General features: G+C 65.6%; 21 protein-coding genes, 1 tRNA gene and 1 pseudogene. 15 read left to right on the forward strand and 8 right to left on the reverse strand.

The annotated features are described in order from the left end of the window. The first annotated feature begins 137 nt into the window (after nucleotides 1-137). On the forward strand, nucleotides 138-941 hold the full coding sequence (locus tag ACQR0U_RS20490; protein ID WP_315810603.1) for an N-formylglutamate amidohydrolase: 804 nt from the start codon (nucleotides 138-140) through the stop codon (nucleotides 939-941). 4 nt (nucleotides 942-945) lie between these two features. Here ACQR0U_RS20490 and ACQR0U_RS20495 read toward each other — a convergent pair whose 3' ends face one another. Further along, nucleotides 946-2,355: a PLP-dependent aminotransferase family protein gene (locus ACQR0U_RS20495; RefSeq protein ID WP_315754592.1), complete on the reverse strand. Its 1,410-nt coding sequence runs from the start codon at nucleotides 2,353-2,355 to the stop codon at nucleotides 946-948. A gap of 86 nt (nucleotides 2,356-2,441) precedes the next feature. Between ACQR0U_RS20495 and ACQR0U_RS20500 the strand changes: the two genes are divergently transcribed. Together ACQR0U_RS20500 and ACQR0U_RS20505 are read left to right on the forward strand one after the other, a co-directional pair. Then, nucleotides 2,442-2,585 carry a hypothetical protein gene (locus ACQR0U_RS20500; protein WP_315717499.1) on the forward strand — a complete coding sequence of 48 codons (144 nt, stop codon included), beginning with the start codon at nucleotides 2,442-2,444 and terminating at the stop codon, nucleotides 2,583-2,585. Nucleotides 2,586-2,610: 25 nt separating this feature from the next. Then, entirely contained in the window at nucleotides 2,611-3,447 is an 837-nt protein-coding gene (locus ACQR0U_RS20505; RefSeq protein WP_434843631.1) for a PhzF family phenazine biosynthesis protein, read from the forward strand. A gap of 45 nt (nucleotides 3,448-3,492) precedes the next feature. Here the strand turns inward: ACQR0U_RS20505 and ACQR0U_RS20510 are convergent, their stop codons facing one another. After that, nucleotides 3,493-4,113, reverse strand: a complete 621-nt coding sequence (locus ACQR0U_RS20510; RefSeq protein ID WP_316171520.1) for a LysE family translocator — start codon at nucleotides 4,111-4,113, stop codon at nucleotides 3,493-3,495. Between the two features lie 131 nt (nucleotides 4,114-4,244). Here ACQR0U_RS20510 and ACQR0U_RS20515 point away from each other — a divergent pair, with 131 nt between their 5' ends. From ACQR0U_RS20515 to ACQR0U_RS20525, 3 genes are read left to right on the forward strand one after another with little or no spacing between them, the layout of a single operon-like run. Then, on the forward strand, nucleotides 4,245-4,559 hold the full coding sequence (locus ACQR0U_RS20515) for an ArsR/SmtB family transcription factor (protein WP_315754598.1): 315 nt from the start codon (nucleotides 4,245-4,247) through the stop codon (nucleotides 4,557-4,559). Continuing rightward, nucleotides 4,552-5,013 carry an SRPBCC family protein gene (locus ACQR0U_RS20520; protein WP_316171518.1) on the forward strand — a complete coding sequence of 154 codons (462 nt, stop codon included), beginning with the start codon at nucleotides 4,552-4,554 and terminating at the stop codon, nucleotides 5,011-5,013. The genes ACQR0U_RS20515 and ACQR0U_RS20520 overlap by 8 nt, the downstream gene beginning before the upstream one ends. A gap of 3 nt (nucleotides 5,014-5,016) precedes the next feature. Next, a complete protein-coding gene (locus ACQR0U_RS20525; protein ID WP_315717504.1) occupies nucleotides 5,017-5,529 on the forward strand; it encodes an SRPBCC family protein in 513 nt (170 codons plus the stop codon). Nucleotides 5,530-5,542: 13 nt separating this feature from the next. Here ACQR0U_RS20525 and ACQR0U_RS20530 read toward each other — a convergent pair whose 3' ends face one another. From ACQR0U_RS20530 to ACQR0U_RS20545, 4 genes are all read right to left on the reverse strand, one after another. After that, a complete protein-coding gene (locus ACQR0U_RS20530; protein ID WP_315826724.1) occupies nucleotides 5,543-5,965 on the reverse strand; it encodes a hypothetical protein in 423 nt (140 codons plus the stop codon). 112 nt (nucleotides 5,966-6,077) lie between these two features. Beyond that, on the reverse strand, nucleotides 6,078-6,854 hold the full coding sequence (locus tag ACQR0U_RS20535; protein ID WP_315717506.1) for a DUF2189 domain-containing protein: 777 nt from the start codon (nucleotides 6,852-6,854) through the stop codon (nucleotides 6,078-6,080). A 208-nt stretch (nucleotides 6,855-7,062) separates the two neighbouring features. Then, entirely contained in the window at nucleotides 7,063-8,670 is a 1,608-nt protein-coding gene (locus tag ACQR0U_RS20540; RefSeq protein WP_315717507.1) for an acyl-CoA synthetase, read from the reverse strand. Nucleotides 8,671-8,846: 176 nt separating this feature from the next. After that, entirely contained in the window at nucleotides 8,847-9,302 is a 456-nt protein-coding gene (locus ACQR0U_RS20545) for a GatB/YqeY domain-containing protein (protein WP_315717508.1), read from the reverse strand. 181 nt (nucleotides 9,303-9,483) lie between these two features. Here ACQR0U_RS20545 and carA point away from each other — a divergent pair, with 181 nt between their 5' ends. The 3 genes and pseudogenes from carA to ACQR0U_RS20560 all read left to right on the forward strand — a co-directional run bounded on the left by carA (nucleotide 9,484) and on the right by ACQR0U_RS20560 (nucleotide 11,927). Further along, a complete protein-coding gene (gene carA, locus ACQR0U_RS20550; RefSeq protein ID WP_315754612.1) occupies nucleotides 9,484-10,680 on the forward strand; it encodes a glutamine-hydrolyzing carbamoyl-phosphate synthase small subunit in 1,197 nt (398 codons plus the stop codon). Nucleotides 10,681-10,827: 147 nt separating this feature from the next. Continuing rightward, nucleotides 10,828-11,318 (forward strand): annotated as a pseudogene (locus tag ACQR0U_RS20555) (PaaI family thioesterase). A 66-nt stretch (nucleotides 11,319-11,384) separates the two neighbouring features. Beyond that, nucleotides 11,385-11,927 carry a cupin domain-containing protein gene (locus ACQR0U_RS20560; RefSeq protein WP_315826723.1) on the forward strand — a complete coding sequence of 181 codons (543 nt, stop codon included), beginning with the start codon at nucleotides 11,385-11,387 and terminating at the stop codon, nucleotides 11,925-11,927. Here ACQR0U_RS20560 and ACQR0U_RS20565 read toward each other — a convergent pair whose 3' ends face one another. Continuing rightward, on the reverse strand, nucleotides 11,928-12,254 hold the full coding sequence (locus tag ACQR0U_RS20565; RefSeq protein ID WP_315717511.1) for an ArsR/SmtB family transcription factor: 327 nt from the start codon (nucleotides 12,252-12,254) through the stop codon (nucleotides 11,928-11,930). Here ACQR0U_RS20565 and ACQR0U_RS20570 point away from each other — a divergent pair. The 4 genes from ACQR0U_RS20570 to ACQR0U_RS20585 all read left to right on the forward strand — a co-directional run bounded on the left by ACQR0U_RS20570 (nucleotide 12,253) and on the right by ACQR0U_RS20585 (nucleotide 15,028). After that, on the forward strand, nucleotides 12,253-12,765 hold the full coding sequence (locus ACQR0U_RS20570) for a YeeE/YedE family protein (RefSeq protein WP_316159411.1): 513 nt from the start codon (nucleotides 12,253-12,255) through the stop codon (nucleotides 12,763-12,765). The genes ACQR0U_RS20565 and ACQR0U_RS20570 overlap by 2 nt on opposite strands. A 6-nt stretch (nucleotides 12,766-12,771) precedes the next feature. Then, the gene (locus ACQR0U_RS20575; protein WP_315717513.1) at nucleotides 12,772-13,224 is read left to right on the forward strand and encodes a DUF6691 family protein; all 453 of its coding nucleotides are present in this window, start codon (nucleotides 12,772-12,774) and stop codon (nucleotides 13,222-13,224) included. 11 nt (nucleotides 13,225-13,235) lie between these two features. After that, on the forward strand, nucleotides 13,236-14,129 hold the full coding sequence (locus tag ACQR0U_RS20580; protein ID WP_315717514.1) for an MBL fold metallo-hydrolase: 894 nt from the start codon (nucleotides 13,236-13,238) through the stop codon (nucleotides 14,127-14,129). 104 nt (nucleotides 14,130-14,233) lie between these two features. Beyond that, entirely contained in the window at nucleotides 14,234-15,028 is a 795-nt protein-coding gene (locus tag ACQR0U_RS20585) for a sulfite exporter TauE/SafE family protein (RefSeq protein WP_434843632.1), read from the forward strand. Nucleotides 15,029-15,123: 95 nt separating this feature from the next. On the opposite strand, the gene ACQR0U_RS20590 is transcribed toward ACQR0U_RS20585, so the two are convergent. Continuing rightward, nucleotides 15,124-15,651: a Dps family protein gene (locus ACQR0U_RS20590; protein WP_315717516.1), complete on the reverse strand. Its 528-nt coding sequence runs from the start codon at nucleotides 15,649-15,651 to the stop codon at nucleotides 15,124-15,126. 108 nt (nucleotides 15,652-15,759) lie between these two features. On the opposite strand from ACQR0U_RS20590, the gene ACQR0U_RS20595 reads away from it, so the two are divergent. After that, nucleotides 15,760-16,464, forward strand: a complete 705-nt coding sequence (locus ACQR0U_RS20595) for a class I SAM-dependent methyltransferase (RefSeq protein WP_315717517.1) — start codon at nucleotides 15,760-15,762, stop codon at nucleotides 16,462-16,464. Between the two features lie 108 nt (nucleotides 16,465-16,572). After that, nucleotides 16,573-16,649 (forward strand) — tRNA-OTHER (locus ACQR0U_RS20600). The last annotated feature ends 124 nt before the right edge of the window (nucleotides 16,650-16,773 follow it).

Here is a 16,773-nt window from a genome sequence, read left to right on the forward strand (position 1 = left end):
TTGCGAACTTCTGTCTTGTGAATGATCGCCAGAATCAGCATCGTTTGGGCGACCATCATGATGTCCGCCGGCCCAATCCTCATCCGTCTGCCCAATCCGAGATCGGTCTGCCGCTTCATGAAGCAACGGGAGGCAGCATGACCGTGTCCGGCACGAGCAACACTCATCGACTCCTCCAGCCAGACGAAGTTCCACCCGTGCTCGAGCGCAACGCCGATGGGGCGTCGGCCTTGTTCTTCACGTGCGATCACTATGGCCGCCTGCTGCCGCGCGCACTCGGCGATCTCGGCCTGCCCGAAAGCGAACTGGAGCGGCACATCGCCTGGGACATCGGCATCGCCGGCGTCGCGGAGGCCGTATCGCGGGCGCTCGATGCGCATCTGATCGCGCAGCGCTATTCGCGGCTGGTGATCGACTGCAACCGCTCGCCGAAGGCGCCGAACGCGATTCCGATGATCAGCGAGCGCACCACGATCCCCGGCAATGAGGGTCTGACGCATGAGGACGCCGAGCTCCGGCGCCGCGCGATCTTCGATCCCTATCACGACCGCATCACCGAGGTGCTCGATGCGCGCAAGGCCGCGGGGCGGCCGACCATCCTCGTCTCGCTGCACAGCTTCACGCCGGTCTATGCGGGCATCGCGCGGCCCTGGCACATTGGCACGCTGTATCAGCACGACCGTGTGCTGCCGCCGCTGCTGTTGAGGGCGTTGCGGGCCGAGCCCGATCTCGTGGTGGGCGACAATCAGCCCTATGCGGTCGGCGACGGCACCGACTACACCATCCCCGTGCATGGCGAGGCGCGCGGGCTGATCAATTCCGGCATCGAGATTCGTCAGAACGAAATCGCCGAGCCCGAGGACCAGCAGCGCTGGGCCGAGCGGCTGATCCGCATTCTCGGCGAGATCGAGGTCGAGCTGCGCAGCAAGGGTCTCGCTTAGCCCGCTACTCCGTCATGTCGGAGGCGTCGTGATGGGCGAGCAGGCCCGCGAGCCGCCACAGCGCCGTGCGCAGATCGTCATGGCTCGGCAGGCCGAGCGCGAGCCGCACCGCGTTCGGTGAATGGCCGTGCGCCACCGCAAACGCGCTCGCCGGCGTGATCGCGATGCCGGCGCGCGCGGCCGCGGCGGTCAAGGCTTCGGCGCGCCAGCCCTCCGGCAGATGCAGCCAGACATGGTAGGAGCGCGGATCGGCCTCGATGTGATGGCCGGCGAGGCACTCGGCGACGATCGCCTGCCGCACCAGCGCGTCGGCCCGCTTGCGCCTGGTGATCTCGGCCGCCGTGCCGTCGGCGAGCAGCCCCATGCCGGCGGCCAGCGCCAGCGACGTCACCGACCAGGCCCCGGTGCGCACCGTGGCGGCGAATTTTTCGCGCATGCTTCCCGGCACGTAGAGAAAACCGACCGCAATCCCCGGCGCGAGCCGCTTGGCAAGGCTGTCGACCACGACGACACGCTCCTCGGCCTGCGTCGCCAGCGAGACCTGATCGCTGAGGAAGCCGTAGACGAGGTCCTCGATGATCATCAGCTCGTGCTTGCGCACCAGACGCACGATCTCCTCGCGCCTCGCCTCGCTCATCGTCAGGCCGAGCGGATTCTGCATCACCGGCTGGATGTAGATCGCGTTGAGCGCGCTCGCGCGGTGCGCCTTGGTCAGGGCATCCGGGCGGACGCCCTCGCCGTCCATCGCGAGCGGCACCAGGGTCACGCCCAGCCGCGCCGCGATGCCCTTGATCATCGGATAGGTGACGGCCTCGACGCCGAGCCGGCCACCGACCGGCACCAGCGCCGAGATCGCCGCAGCCAGCGACTGCCGACCACTGCCGGCGAAGACGAAGTTCTCCGCGCGCGGGCGCCAGCGCTCGCTGGCGAAGAAGGCCGCGGCGGTGCGCCCGGCCTCGGCCAGCCGCCGCTGCGTGATCGGCGCCAGCACCGGCGCCAGCTTCTCCGGCCGCTGCCATGCGGCAAGCGACTTCGCGATCAGGGCCGCCTGATCCGGCAGGGTCGGGAAATTGAACTCGAGATCGATGCGGCCATCGAACGGCTCCAGCCGCAGCGAGGGTGGTACCGGTACCGCCTCTCCCGCGACGAAGGTGCCGCGCCCGACCTCGCCCACGACCAGACCCCTGCGCAATAATTCGGCATAGACGCGCGCTGCCGTGGATGCGGCAATTCCCCGTTCATAGGCGAACTGACGCTGCGGCGGCAGCCGGTCGCCGGCCTTCAGCCTGCCGTTGGCGATGTCCTCGGCAATGTCGTCCACCAGGGCCGTATACGAAGCATTCATGCTATATTGCACCGAGAGCAATGTTTCGATTGCACCGAGATATGTACTGCGCGATTGCTCTTCGAACAACGCAATTGAAGAGCGATAGGTGACTCATGGCATATTCCCTGGCGCAGCGTTGGGCAACTCCGCAGGTTGCCCACGGAAAGAGCAATTTGCTCCAGGTCCCGCAACTCTGGCTGCGGCGCCTGTTCTGGCGGTCCGAACTGGCGATGCTCGATCGCGAGCAGATGCGCGACTGCGGCCTTGATCCCGTGGTCGTGCAGGAAGAGGCCAACAAGCCGTTCTGGCGCGACTGACGCCGACATCGAGGAGGGCACCGCAATGCTCGCGCTTCCGTTCCATCAAGTCGACGTGTTCTCCAAGGTCGCCTTCAAAGGCAACCCGCTCGCCGTGATCGCCGAGGCCGACGGCCTCGACGATGCAGCGATGCAGGCGATCGCCAACTGGACCAATCTGTCCGAGACGACCTTCCTGTCACGCGCTCAGAATCCGGGCGCTGATTATCGCGTGCGCATCTTCACCCCGCAGCGCGAACTGCCTTTTGCGGGCCATCCGACGCTCGGCTCATGCCACGTATGGCTCGCGCTCGGCGGCCGGTCAAAGGGCGAGCATGTGGTGCAGGAATGCGGCGCGGGCCTCGTGCGCATCAAGCGTGACGGAGATCGCCTCGCCTTCGCCGCCCCGCCCCTCCGCCGCTCCGGCGCCGTCGATGCCGAGCTGACGAGCAGGATCGCAGCAGCGCTCGGCATCCCAACGAGCACGATGCGCGCCGTGCAGTGGATCGACAACGGCCCGGGCTGGATCGGCGTGCTGATCGACTCGCGCCGCGCGCTGCTCGACATCCGCTACAATCCGGCGTCGCTGCCGCAACAGCCGATCGGCGTTGTTGCGCCATGGGATCGGGCGCAAGATGGCACAGATGCCGACTACGAGGTCCGCGGCTTCATGTGGGGCGGCGGCGAGGACCCGGTGACGGGCAGTCTCAATGCAAGTCTGGCGCAATGGCTGATCGGAGCCGGAATTGCTCCGAAGCAATATGTCGCCTCCCAGGGCACCGTGCTCGGTCGCGCCGGCCGCGTCCATGTCGCGCAGGACGGCGACACGATCTGGATCGGCGGCGACGTCGCGCCGGTGGTGAAGGGGACGATCAGCCTGTAGCGCGCGTCAGCAGACGGCGATGCGGCCGCGGGGCCGAACGCGTGCTCACCGTGCCCGGGTCAGCGCCAGCCACACGCCGCCGCCGATCATGAAGCCGCCGGAGATGCGCGACACCAGCCGCGTCCGCCTGGCCGAGAACAGTTTTCGCGCACGGCCCGCGAGCAGCGCATAGATCGCGTCGGTGAGACCCGCGATCACCATGAAAGTGACGCCGAGCAAACCGACCTGCGGCACGTGGTCCCGGCTCATGTCCATGAACTGCGGCAGGAACGCGCCGAAGAACACCATCACCTTCGGGTTTGAGAGCAGCACCAGCAGCCCCTGCAGGAAAAAGCCGCCGCGCGGCGGCGGTGGCGGCGCCTCGCCCGCAGAGATCCCCTCGATCGGCGAGCGGATGAGCTGAATTCCGAGCCACACCAGATAGGCCGCACCGACCAGCCGCACCCATTCGAACCAATAGCCCATCGTGGCCATCAGCGACGTCAGGCCGACGGCGACGATGCCGATCGCGATCGCCAGCCCGGTCTGCACGCCGGCGATATTGATGAGCGCGGCGCGGGTCCCGTGGCGCAGACCGTTGGCGATCAGCAGCGTCACGACGGGACCCGGCAGCAGCGCCAGCCCGATACAGGCGGCGACGAAGGCGAGATAGACTTGCAGGGACATGAGGCGCCTCGATGCGAATGAGGCGCTCACTAATGCACGACATGTCTGCAGAGGAAAGCCCGCTTGTCCTCGCGCGATCCACAGCGCAGCGTTCTTGACACGCAACCATTTGGTTGCCTATTCTTTCTCACATGGATGATGTCTTCAAGGCGCTTGCGGACGGCTCACGACGCGCCCTGCTCGACAGGCTCCACGCGCGGAACGGGCAAACCCTGACCGAACTCTGCGACGGCCTCGCGATGACGCGACAGGCCGTGACCAAGCACCTTGCCATTCTGGAAGCGGCCAATCTGGTCGCGACGATCCGGCATGGCCGCGAGAAGCTGCACTATCTCAATCCGGTGCCGATCCATCACATCGGGGAGCGCTGGATCAGGAAATTCGAGCGCGGCAAGCTCGCCGCGCTCAGCGAGTTGAAGCGGCAATTGGAGGAGCGCGATGAGTAAGCCCGAATTCGTCTACGTCACGTATATCGCGACGACGCCCGAGAAATTGTGGGAAGCGCTGACATCAAACGAATTCGCAAAGCGCTACTGGTTCGGCACCGAACTGCATTCCGACTGGCGCGTCGGCTCGCCGTTCACGCTGGTGACCGACGGGATGGCGACGGATGTCGGCCAGATTCTGGAGTTCGATCCGCCACGCCGGCTCTCCTACACCTTCCAGCACGTCCTGAAAGACGAGTTTCGCAACGAGCAGCCGACCAAGGTCGTGTTCGCGATCGAACAGCACGGCAACTCCGTCAAGCTGACCCTGACGCATGAAGGCTTCGAAGGGGCACGGAGATTGCTCGATGCGGTTTCCAACGGCTGGCCCGCGATCATGTCCGGCCTAAAAAGTCTGCTTGAGACCGGAACGGCGCTGGTGATCCCGATGTCAGCGCTCGGCAAGGGAGTCTGAGCGATGGATCTTGCAAAGTTCAAGCCCGCCACCGTCTACACGATCTACATCGCCGCCAGCCCTGAGAAGGTGTGGCAGGCGCTGACCTCCGCCGAGTTCAGCCGGCAATATTTCTTCGGCTTCGCCGTGGAAGCCGAACTGAGGGCGGGCGGCGCCTTCATCGTGCGCGCGCCGGACGGCTCCGAACACATCAGCGGCCAGGTGATCGTCTGCGAGCCGCCGCACCGGCTGACCGTCACCTGGGACGTCAACTGGCCCGGCCTCGTCGAGGCACTGGGCCGCACGCTCGTGACCTATGAGATCGAACCGGCCGGCGACGCCGTCCGTCTCACGATGACTGAAGCGCATGAGCGGCCGCTCTCCGACGACATCCTGTCTGGCGGACGCCAGGGCTGGCCGGCCATCCTGTCGAGCCTCAAGAGCGTGCTCGAGACGGGCAAGCCGCTCGCGGTGAAGATGACGCCGCCGACGCGCATGCTGGCGGCCCTGAAGGCGATGGGGATTGCAGTACCTTAAACGACAAGGCCTGCTACGACACCGCGGCGATCTGTGGGATGCTGGCGAGGACGGCGCCGACCTGGACCGCATTGCTCAGCATGCCACCCCAATGTAACCAACGCAGCCGACGCAGGGCCGTCGCATCGCCAGAATCCCTGTCGCGGATACGCGCGTCCATCTGCCGCAGAAACCAGCGGCGCGAGAGCAGCGCGAACGCCGCGATCAGCCCAATGCCCAGCCCCAGAACGGGGCGGCCGTCGGCCAGCACGGCGAGCGCGCCGATGCCGCCAGCGATCGAAAGCGCCACGAAGTAGGAGTCGAACATGCCGCGCAGGAGCCGGGTGACCGGCACGATGTCGAGCCGCACCAGCAGAAAGGCCGGCGCAGCCAGCAGCAGATAGAACATCGGCAGCAACAAGACGATCGTGGCAAACAACGCGATGTTGTCCGGCATCATCCTCCTCCGACATTGGGGCCGGCCGGACCACCGGCGAGCCGCGTTTCGAAACGAGCCCGTTCGACGGCGTCCATGCGCCATCGAACCTACGTCGCGGCTCGCCCTTGCCTTATGCCGGAGCTACGATCCGGCGGTACAGATGCCAGGTCGCATGGCCCAGCACCGGCACAGTGACCAGCAGCCCGAGGAAGTACGGTAATGCCGAAATGATCAGCAGCACGGTGATGACGGCGGCCCAGCCGATCATCGGGCCGGGACTCGTCACGACCGCGCGCACGCTGGTGATCATCGCCGTCACGAAATCGACGTCGCGCTCCAGCAGCAGCGGAAACGACACGACCGTGAGCGAGAACAGCACCAGCGATAGAGCGGCGCCGTCGAGATTGCCGATCGCGAGGAAGAGCAGACCCTCGTTGGTCGTCAGCACCACGGTCATGAACTCCTTGATGCTGGAGAACGAGGCATTGAGCCCGAGCAGCAGCGCGATCAGGAGGCGCACCTGGTACATCCAGATGATGAAGAAAAATAGCGTCACGAACGCCATCCAGCCGATCTCGCCGCGCGAAGTGATCGTGCGCCAGATCCCGCCATAGGAAATCGGCTGGCCGAGTTCGCGGCGGCGGCTGACCTCGTAGAGACCGATCGCGACGAACGGGCCGATCAGCGCAAACCCTGCGGCCAGCGGATAGGCCAAGTAGACCATCCCGAAGGCGGTGACGCACAGCACGATGCTGATGCCGCCGAGTACATAGATCAGCCCGAAAGCAAGGCCGAACATGGGCTGAGCCTGAAAATCGCGGAGGCCTTGCGTCAAGGCTTCGGCAATATCGGCCGTGGTGATGCGGCGCACCACGGGATCGGATCGTCCCGAGACGGATGCGGTCATCGGCGGTCCCTCCTGAATGTTGTTGTTGCCGTGATGCTAACAGCGGGAGGGCGGGGATTTCAATTTCAACTTGTGGGCAGAGGGGCGGAGCGATCACATATGACGATGCAGTTTTGCACTCGTCTGTCGCCATCCGTCGTGCCGCGCGGGACTGCCAGCGAGGCGAGGGAGCCAGGCGCACCATTGGGCACCCACGAACGGGAGCCCCCTACCCCCGCGCCCGCAACTCCCGCCTCAGCACCTTGCCGGTCGCCGTCATCGGCAGGGTGTCGGTGAATTCAACGTGGCGCGGGTATTCGTGCGCGGCAAGCTTCACTTTGACGAAGTCCTGGATCTCTCGCGACAGCGTGTCATTTGCAACGAAGCCAGGGCGCAGCACGATCCACGCCTTGATGGCCTCCGTGCGCACCGGGTCGGGAATGCCGACGACGGCCGCCAGCGCGACTGCCGGATGCTTGAGCAGCGTGTCCTCGATCTCCGCCGGGCCGATGCGATAGCCGGCCGACGTGATGACATCGTCCTCGCGGCTCGCATACCAGAAATAGCCGTCGTCATCCTGGGTGCCGAGATCGCCTGTCAGCAGCACGTCGCCCGCGAACTTCTTCTGCGTCGCCTCCGGATTGCGCCAATATTCGATCATGGTGCAGGGATTGGGCTGGCGCACGCCGATGATGCCCCTCTCTCCGCGCGGCAGCTCCTCGCCCTTGTCGTTGACGATCAGCACCTCGAAGCCCGGCGTCGCCTTGCCCATCGAGCCCGGCCGGATCGGAAACAGCCTCGCATTGTTGCCGACGACGAGATTGCATTCGGTCTGGCCGTAGATCTCGTGCGCATCGATGCCGAAGGTCGCGCGCACCCAGTCGAGCAGCTCGGCGCCGAGCGACTCGCCGCCGGTGAGGATGCTGCGCAGCTTGACGCCCTCGTGCTTGACATTGGCCTGGCGCATCAACTTCAGCGCGGTCGGGGGCAGGAACACGTTGCGGACGGCGTAGTCCGCCATCAGTTGCATTGCGGCCTGCGGCTCGAATTTCCTGGCGCGATAACCGATCATCGGGATCGCGTGATACCATGCAGGAAACAGCGCATCGAACAGGCCGCCGATCCATGCCCAATCCGCCGGCGTCCACATGACGTCGCCGGGCTTCGGCAGGAAGCCGTGCACCATCTCGACATTGGGCAGGTGGCCGAGCAGTACGCGATGGGCGTGCAGCGCGCCCTTGGGATTTCCGGTCGTACCCGAGGTATAGATGATGATGGCAGGGTCGTCGCTCGACGTGGCGACGGTCGGGAATTGATCGGAGGCGCGCTCCAGCGTCGGCCAGAAGGCTTGGGCGCCGAGGCCGTCGCCGTCAGTGACATAGATCGTCTTGAGTTCCGGCAGGCGGTCGCGAATGCGCGCGAGCTTCGCAAGGCCCGTGGCGTCGGTGACGACGACCTTGGCGCCGGAGTTCTGCAGCCGGAATTGCAGCGCGTCCTCGCCGAACAGCGTGAACAGCGGCACCGAGACGAGACCGGCGCGGAACGCCGCCAGATGGACGATCGGCAGCTCCAGCGACTGCGACAGGAACACCGCGACGCGGTCGCCCTGCGCGAGACCATCGGCCTTCAATACGTTGGCGAAGCGGCAGGAGTAATCGCGCAGCTCATCGAATGAGACGCGCCGTGCGGCGCCGTCCTCTTCGACGACGATCAGCGCCAGGCGCCCCGAGCCGTCGGCGTGGCGATCGCAGGTCGCGACCGCGATGTTGAACTGCGCCGGGATGTCCCAGCGGAAGTCGCGAGTGAGCTGGTCGTAGTCGGACGTTTCCTTGAGCATTGTTCTCTCCGTCATGGCCAGGCGAAGACCCGCCTGCGGGGCCGAAGCCCCTTCGGCGCGGCGAAGGCCCGGCCATCCACGTCTTTCTTCTTGATGACAGTCTTAAAGACGTGGATGCCCGGGACAAGCCCGGGCATGACGATGTGGGGATGCATGGGCGCTTCGCGTCGCGCGGCCTAGCCCGACAGCGCCGCCTTCACCAGCGCGCTCGCCTTGGCGAAATCCATCTGCCCGGTGTACTTGGCCTTCAGCACGGCGATCACCTTGCCCATGTCCTTCATGCCGGCGGCGCCGGTCTCGGCGACTGCAGCGGAGATGGCGGTCTTCACCTCGTCGTCGCTCATCTGCTTCGGCAGATAGGCCGAGATGACCGCGATCTCCTCGCGCTCGCCGGCGGCGAGCTCAGCGCGGCCGCCCTTTTCATACAGCTCGACCGACTCCTGACGCTGCTTGATCATCTTCTGCAGCACCGCGAGCACGTCGGCGTCGGTCAAGGGCGGCTTGCCTTCGCCGCGCGCGGCGATGTCGGCGTTCTTCAAGGTCGAGTTCACCATGCGAAGGGTGGACAGCTTGCGCTCGTCCTTGGCCTTCATCGCCTCCTTGACCGCATTGTTGATGTCGTCGCGCAGCATGCTCTCGCCCTCTCAAAATCCATTGGCGCTGGTCTAGGCGGTTCGCCCACCCGAAACAACACGGTTCCGCATCCGTTCCGGTCGGATGCCTCGAAACTCCGGCCGAATTGACCGAAATCGCATGTGAATCGGCCGCTTCCCGCTTTGACGCCGCGCGCCTGGGGCACTATGTAGGGGCCTCATGACACACATCGATACTGACGCCGCCTGGCCGGACCATAAACCGACCGCGCTCCTCGTGCTCGCCGACGGCACGGTGCTGGAAGGCTACGGCCTCGGCGCCGAAGGCCACGCCGTGGGCGAGGTCTGCTTCAACACCGCCATGACCGGCTATGAGGAGATCCTGACGGATCCGTCCTATGCCGGCCAGCTCATCACCTTCACCTTCCCGCATATCGGCAATGTCGGCACCAACGACGAGGATATCGAGACGGTGAACATGGCGGCGACGCCGGGCGCACGCGGGGTGATCCTGCGCACCGCGATCACCGATCCGTCGAACTACCGCGCCACCCGCCATCTCGACCAGTGGCTGCGTGCGCGCGGAATCATCGGGCTGTCCGGCATCGACACCCGGGCGCTGACCGCGCTGATCCGCTCCAAGGGCATGCCGAACGCCGTGATCGCGCATGCCAAGGACGGCAATTTCGACCTCGACGCCCTGAAGAAGGAAGCGCGGGAATGGCCCGGCCTGGAGGGCATGGACCTCGTGCCGATGGTGACCTCCGCCCAGCGCTTCACCTGGGACGAGACCCCCTGGGTGTGGAACGAGGGCTTCGGCCGACAGGTCAATCCGGAGTTCAACGTCGTCGCGATCGACTACGGCATCAAGCGCAACATCCTGCGCCTGCTCGCCGGCGTCGGCTGCAAGGTGACGGTGGTGCCGGCGACGACGCCGGCCGAGGACATCCTGGCGATGAAGCCGGACGGCGTGTTCCTGTCGAACGGACCCGGCGATCCCGCGGCGACCGGTAAATATGCCGTGCCGGTCATTCAGCAGGTGATTTCGTCGGGCACACCGACCTTCGGCATCTGCCTCGGCCATCAGATGCTCGGGCTTGCGGTCGGCGCCAAGACCAAGAAGATGCACCAGGGCCATCACGGCGCCAACCATCCGGTCAAGGACGAGACCACTGGCAAGGTCGAGATCACCTCGATGAACCATGGCTTCGCGGTCGACCAGGACACGTTGCCATCGGGCGCGACGCAGACCCACATCTCGCTGTTCGACGGCTCGAATTGCGGCATCCAGCTCGAGGGCAAACCGGTGTTCTCGGTGCAGTACCACCCGGAAGCTTCGCCCGGCCCGCGCGACTCGCATTACCTCTTTCAGCGCTTCGCCGAGCTGATGCGCGAGAAGAAGCGCAGCGCAGCCTGAGGTCGGCAGCTTGACGACACTCGACATGCCCGGGCTGGTCCCGGGCATTTTTCTGTCCGCAATCTTGTGATCGCCGGCATCTGTTTTGCCCTCGATCTTTTCGCACCGCATTCATATGATGATCATCATATATTGTAGATCGACAATATGAGCGAGACGGATTCGCGCGCTGAATTCGGCGTGGTGCCCCTGGCGGTACTGGCCTCGATGCCCGGGCTCGATTTCGTGCGCGGCATCTTCGCCGGGACCTTGCCGCAGCCGCCGATCATGCAGACCGTCGCGCCGTTCGACTGCAGCGCCGAGCCCGGCCGGGTCGTCATGCACAGCGTGCCGGCCTTGCGGCACTACAATCCGATCTGCTCGGTGCATGGCGGCTACACCGCGATCCTGCTGGATTCCGCGATGGGGCTCGCCGTCCCACGATGTGCCCGCAGGGCAGCGGTTACACCACGCGGGAATTCAAGGTCTCCTTCATCAAGGCAATGACCGAGACCACCGGCATCGTGAGAACGGAGGGCAGGACGCTGTCGTTCGGACGCCGCGCCGCGACCGCCGAGGCACGCATCGCCGATTCGCAAGGGCGCCTGCTGGCGCACGCCACCACGACTTGCCCGGTGCTCGAGCTGCCCAAGGCGTGAGCCTGGAACGGCGGCCGCGCAGGCCGATTGATAGGGCGAGGCCCCATCCTTTGTTCCGAGGTCGCCATGCCTGCCGCCCCCTCGCCCCGCGTCAAGTCGATCGAACCGCTCAGCATCGTGTTCGCGGATGACGGCCTGGTGCCCAATAATCCGATGCCGTTCCTGGTCTACAAGGCCGTCATCGATCTGGGTGGCGCCGATCCGGCGGCCGACATCGAGCGCGTGTTCGCCGCCAATGGCTGGGGCGACATGTGGCGCAACGGCGTCTACGACTATCTGCACTATCACGCGACCGTGCATGAGGCGCTGGGTGTCGCCGGCGGAACGGCGCGGGTCCGCTTCGGCGGCGATCAGGGCCGGGAGCTGGAGCTCAGGCCGGGCGACGTCGCCATCCTGCCGGCCGGCACTGGACATCAATGCATCGCTGCCAGCAGCGATTTCTGCATCGTCGGCGCCTATCCGCCCGGACCGAAGATGCAGATCACGCGGCCGACGCCGGAGAACCACGCCCGCGCATCGAAAACCATTCCGGAGGTGCCGCTGCCCGCGACCGATCCTGTGCTCGGCGCGGGCGGCCCGCTCACGCGCCTGTGGCACCAGGCGCGCTGATCAGGCGCAATACAGCCGATACAGCGTCTGCAGGATCTCGCGGACCTCCCGGCTCGCCAGCCGATAGTAGATGGTCTGGCCATCGCGCCGGGTGGCGACGAGATCGAGCGCGCGCATCTTCGCGAGATGCTGAGACAGCGCCGCCTGTCGCAACCCGACCTGTTCGGCGAGATCGCCGACCGCGCGCTCGCCGTCGATGAGGTTGCAGAGCACCATGAGGCGCTTCGAATTCGCCATGGCAGCGAGCAGGCCCGCCGCCTCCTCCGCCTTGTCGTCGAGCGCCGCCACCATGGCCTCACGGGTTTTGCGCCTGGCCTGTGTTGTCATGATTGTTACTTCTTCATTTTCGTATATATGCAATAATGCACATGACAGCCGATTGCAACATGCCCCCGACGAGGGAATCAAGGACGATATGATCACGGAGTATACAGCGGTCACGGCGCTCGCAGGCGGCGCCCTCATCGGCGCTGCAGCCGTCATGCTGATGGGCCTGACCGGCCGTATTGCCGGCGTCAGCGGCATTGCCGCGCGGCTGTTGCCGCCCTGGGACGGTGCGCTCGCTGGCCGGCTCGCCTTCATAGGAGGGCTGGTCGCCGCCGCCCTTGCAGTCCGCATCGTCAGCGGGAGCCTGCCGCCGCTGAAGCTGGAGGTCGGTCCGATCGATATGGTTGCAGCCGGGCTGCTGGTCGGCTTCGGGGCGGTCTGGGGCAACGGCTGCACCTCGGGTCATGGCGTCTGCGGCATCGCCAGCCTCTCGCCGCGCTCGATCGTCGCCACGCTGGTGTTCATGGCCACCGCGGTCGCGACCACCTTCCTCGTTCGCCACGTGCTGTGAGGCACCATGATCATTTTCGTCCAGTTCACCGTCGGCCTCATCTTCGGACTCGGGCTGCTGCTCTCGGGCATGTCCAATCCAGAGAAGGTGCTCAACTTCCTCGATTTCGCGGCGATCCGCTTCGGCGGCTGGGATCCGAGCCTGATCCTCGTGATGGCTGGAGCGGTGGGGGTCACCTTCGCCGGCTTCCGACTGGTTTTCCGGCGCCGGCGTCCCGTCCTCGGTGACCAATTCCACCTGCCATCCTTTCAGACGCTGGATTGGCGGATCGCAACCGGCCCTGCGATCTTCGGCATCGGCTGGGGCCTCGCCGGCATCTGCCCGGGCCCGGCCTTCGTGGCGCTCGGCTACGGCTCGCCTGCCATCGTCCTGTTCGTCACGGCCATGATGATCGGAATGGCCGCAGCCCGCATGCTCGCGAGCCGCCGGCCCTCGCTCGCCGCAGTCGCTTCAGAATGAGGGAGGCTTGAATGTCCGGCATTCCTCATCCGGTCGACCTGTCAGTGAAACCCGAGGTCACACCGTTCTTCGATCGCGCCACCAACACCGTCAGCTATGTGGTCAAGGACCCAGGCTCGCGGGCCTGCGCGGTGATCGATTCGGTCATGGACATCGACTATGCGTCGGGGCGCATCGCGCCGCATTCGGCCGACGAGATCATTCGCCTGATCGAGGATCGCGGCTGGCAACTGGACTGGCTGATCGAGACCCATGTCCATGCCGACCATCTGTCGGCGGCGCCCTACATCCAGTCAAGGCTGGGCGGCAGGATCGGCATCGGCGCCAACATCAGGATGGTGCAGGAGACGTTCGGCAAGATCTTCAACGAAGGCACCGAGTTTCAGCGCGACGGCAGCCAGTTCGACCGCCTGTTCCATGATGGCGACACCTACCGGATCGGCGCAATCACCGCCTTCGCCATGCATACGCCGGGGCACACGCCGGCCTGCATGACTCATGTGATCGGAGACGCCGCCTTCGTCGGCGACACGCTATTCATGCCGGACGGCGGCTCGGCACGCGCCGACTTTCCTGGCGGCGATGCCCGCACGCTGTATCGCTCGATCCGCCGGGTGCTGGAGTTGCCTGACGCGACGCGGCTGTTCATGTGCCACGACTACGGTCCAAACGGCCGCGACATCCGCTGGGAAACGACGGTGGCCGAGCAGCGCGCGCACAACATCCACGTCCGCGACGGCATCACCGAGGATCAGTTCGTGGCCGCCCGCGAGGCGCGCGACCGCACCTTGGACATGCCCAAGCTGATCATCCCCTCCCTGCAGGTGAACATGAAGGCGGGACGGCTGCCGACGCCCGATCAGGACGGCCGGCGCTTCCTGAAAGTCCCGCTCAACGCACTCTAGGACCCCCCTCGCCCCACCGACCACGCGGCAGACGTCGCGGCTCGGCTTTCCCATTTGGCAACGGCCGGGCACCGGCGCGGCACGCCACTCCGGAGCATCGCAGGATGACCTTGTCCGCTGCCCAGCTTGCGCTCGGCTCGCTGTCCGGCTCTTTCGTCGGATTCACGCTCGGCCTGATCGGCGGGGGCGGATCGGTGCTGGCCGTGCCGCTCATGGTGTATCTGGTCGGCGTCGGCAATCCCCACGTCGCGATCGGCACGAGCGCGGTCGCCGTGGCGATCAACGCGGCGGCCAATCTCGCCAATCATGCCGGCTCCGGGAACGTCAAATGGCCTTGCGCGCTGGTGTTTGCTGCAACGGGCGTGGTCGGCGCCTTCGCTGGCTCGACGCTCGGCAAGATGGTCGACGGTCAGAAGCTGCTGCTGCTGTTCGCCCTGGTCATGATCGTGATCGGCCTCTTGATGCTGCGCAGGCGCGGCACGAACAGCCAGCTGGACGTCAAGCTTTCGCGCGACAATCTGCTGCCGCTCTTGGCATTCGGTTTCGGCACGGGAACACTGTCCGGCTTCTTCGGCATCGGTGGCGGCTTCCTGATCGTTCCGGCTCTGATGTTTGCGACGGGCATGCCGATCCTCTACGCGATCGGCTCCTCGCTCGTGTCCGTCACGGCGTTCGGACTGACGACCGCAGCAAACTACGCGCTGTCGGGACTGGTCGACTGGGCGCTGGCGGCGACCTTTCTCGTCGCCGGCATCGCCGGTGGCCTGGTCGGTGCGAAGCTGGCGGCTCGCCTGTCCGGTACGCGCGGCACCCTGAACAAGGTGTTTGCCACGGTGGTGTTCGTGGTGGCGGCTTACATGATCTATCGGAGCTGGTCGGCACTCGGCCACTCCGCATAGCCTGGCATGGTATGAGCCGGAGGCCGGCATCGAGGCCGGACCGGCGCGCCACGTCCTCGCAGCGCGCCCGGGACCTCAACTCGACGCGGGCCCGCCTATGCCGCGTTGCTGCCTTCCTGGCGGCTGGCTTCGAACAAGAACCAAGTGCGGCGCTCGGTCTCGTCGATGAAGGTCTCCAGCAATCCCGCGGTGGCGGGATCGTCATTGTCGTCGCACAGCCCGTGCGCTTTCCGCATCGCAGCCGCGACGTGCTTGTTGTCCTCCATCAACTCCCGCAACATCTCGCGCGGCGGCACATACTCCTCGTTGTTGTCCTTGATGGTCTGCAGCTTGCTGATCTGGCTGATCGATTTCAGCGTGGTGCCACCGAGCTTGCGCACGCGCTCGGCGAGCTGGTCCGTGGTGGCAAAGATCGCGTCCGACTGCTCGTCGAGCATTTCGTGGTAGTCATGGAAATGCCGTCCGCTGACGTGCCAGTGGAAGTTCTTGGTCTTCAGATAGAGCGCAAAGGCGTCCGCAAGCAGCGTGTTCAATGCCGTCGAGATCTTGTTCACGGCATCCGGGGACAGATCGGTCGGGGTATCGAGCTCGGGGGCGGTCTTGTCGGTCTTTGCTTTACTCACGGCTTGGCCTTCCTGTTAGAAGCAGCGATGGACACGGATGATCGGACCCGTTAACGCTCGCTGACCCCTCCAGTTCCGATCAAGGAACTGTGTTTGCCGGAACCCGCCATGGACGACTGGATCGATTATTACGATTCCACGCACACGATCTATGCGAGCAAGCTGCATCGCGACCTGCACTTCGAGGGGATCGCGCGCGACATCGTCGGCTATATTCCCTCGCCCGACGCAGTCGTTCTCGACTATTCCTGCGGAGAGGCCCTGTCGGCCGCCAAGGTCGCCGACGCCTGCATGACGCTCATCCTGGCCGAGCCGGCGCCGGGCGTGCGCGGCCGGCTGATCGCGCGCTTCGCCCCCAACACCAAGATCCGCGTGCGGTCGCTGGACGAGCTGCGCAACATGCAGGAAGGCTCGATCGACCTCGTGGTCATGAACTCCGTGGCCCAGTACATGAGCGAGGCGGAATTCGATGCAGCCCTGGCCGTGATCAGGCGGCTGCTGAAGCCGTCGGGAAAGTTCGTCCTCGGCGACGTCCTGCGTCCGGACGTCGGCATGGGCCGTGACGTGCTCGCGCTGCTGATGTTCGCGGCGCGGGACGGCTTCCTCAAGGATGCCCTGGTCGGGCTGGTCGCCACTGCCCTGTCCGATTACCGGCAGTTGCGGACCAAGGTCGGCCTGCAGCGCTACAGCGAGGCCGAGATCCTGGCACGGCTGAAGAAGGCCGGCCTCTCTGCCGTCCGGGCGCCGAAGAATATCGGCCACAATCCCTGGCGCATGACCTTCGTGGCGCAGCCGGCAATGGGAACCGTGTGACCGGCCGAGCCGACCAACCCCACGCCGTGGCCCAACATCGAGCAACCGGATTAGGGTTAACTGAAACACGGGCTGGCTCACGCGGCCGTGAGAGGTAAGATCACCCCCGGCCCGGTGGCGGAAGCTACGACGCGAAGAGCGGTGCAACGCTCTTGAACCTGGTTCAAGTCCAGGCCGGGCCTCCAGCCGTCGCTGCTGCGCAGCTTCGGCTCGGCGAGCCAGCGACGGCGCCGTGCCCCTCAGACCCTCTTCGGCCAAATTGGCCGTTGATTTCGGCCCAAAACCCTTTTCGCTCAGAGGAAACTGGTC

Origin of the sequence: Bradyrhizobium sp. HKCCYLRH3097, from assembly GCF_051167875.1 — a bacterium.
Classification (GTDB): Bacteria; Pseudomonadota; Alphaproteobacteria; order Rhizobiales; family Xanthobacteraceae; genus Bradyrhizobium.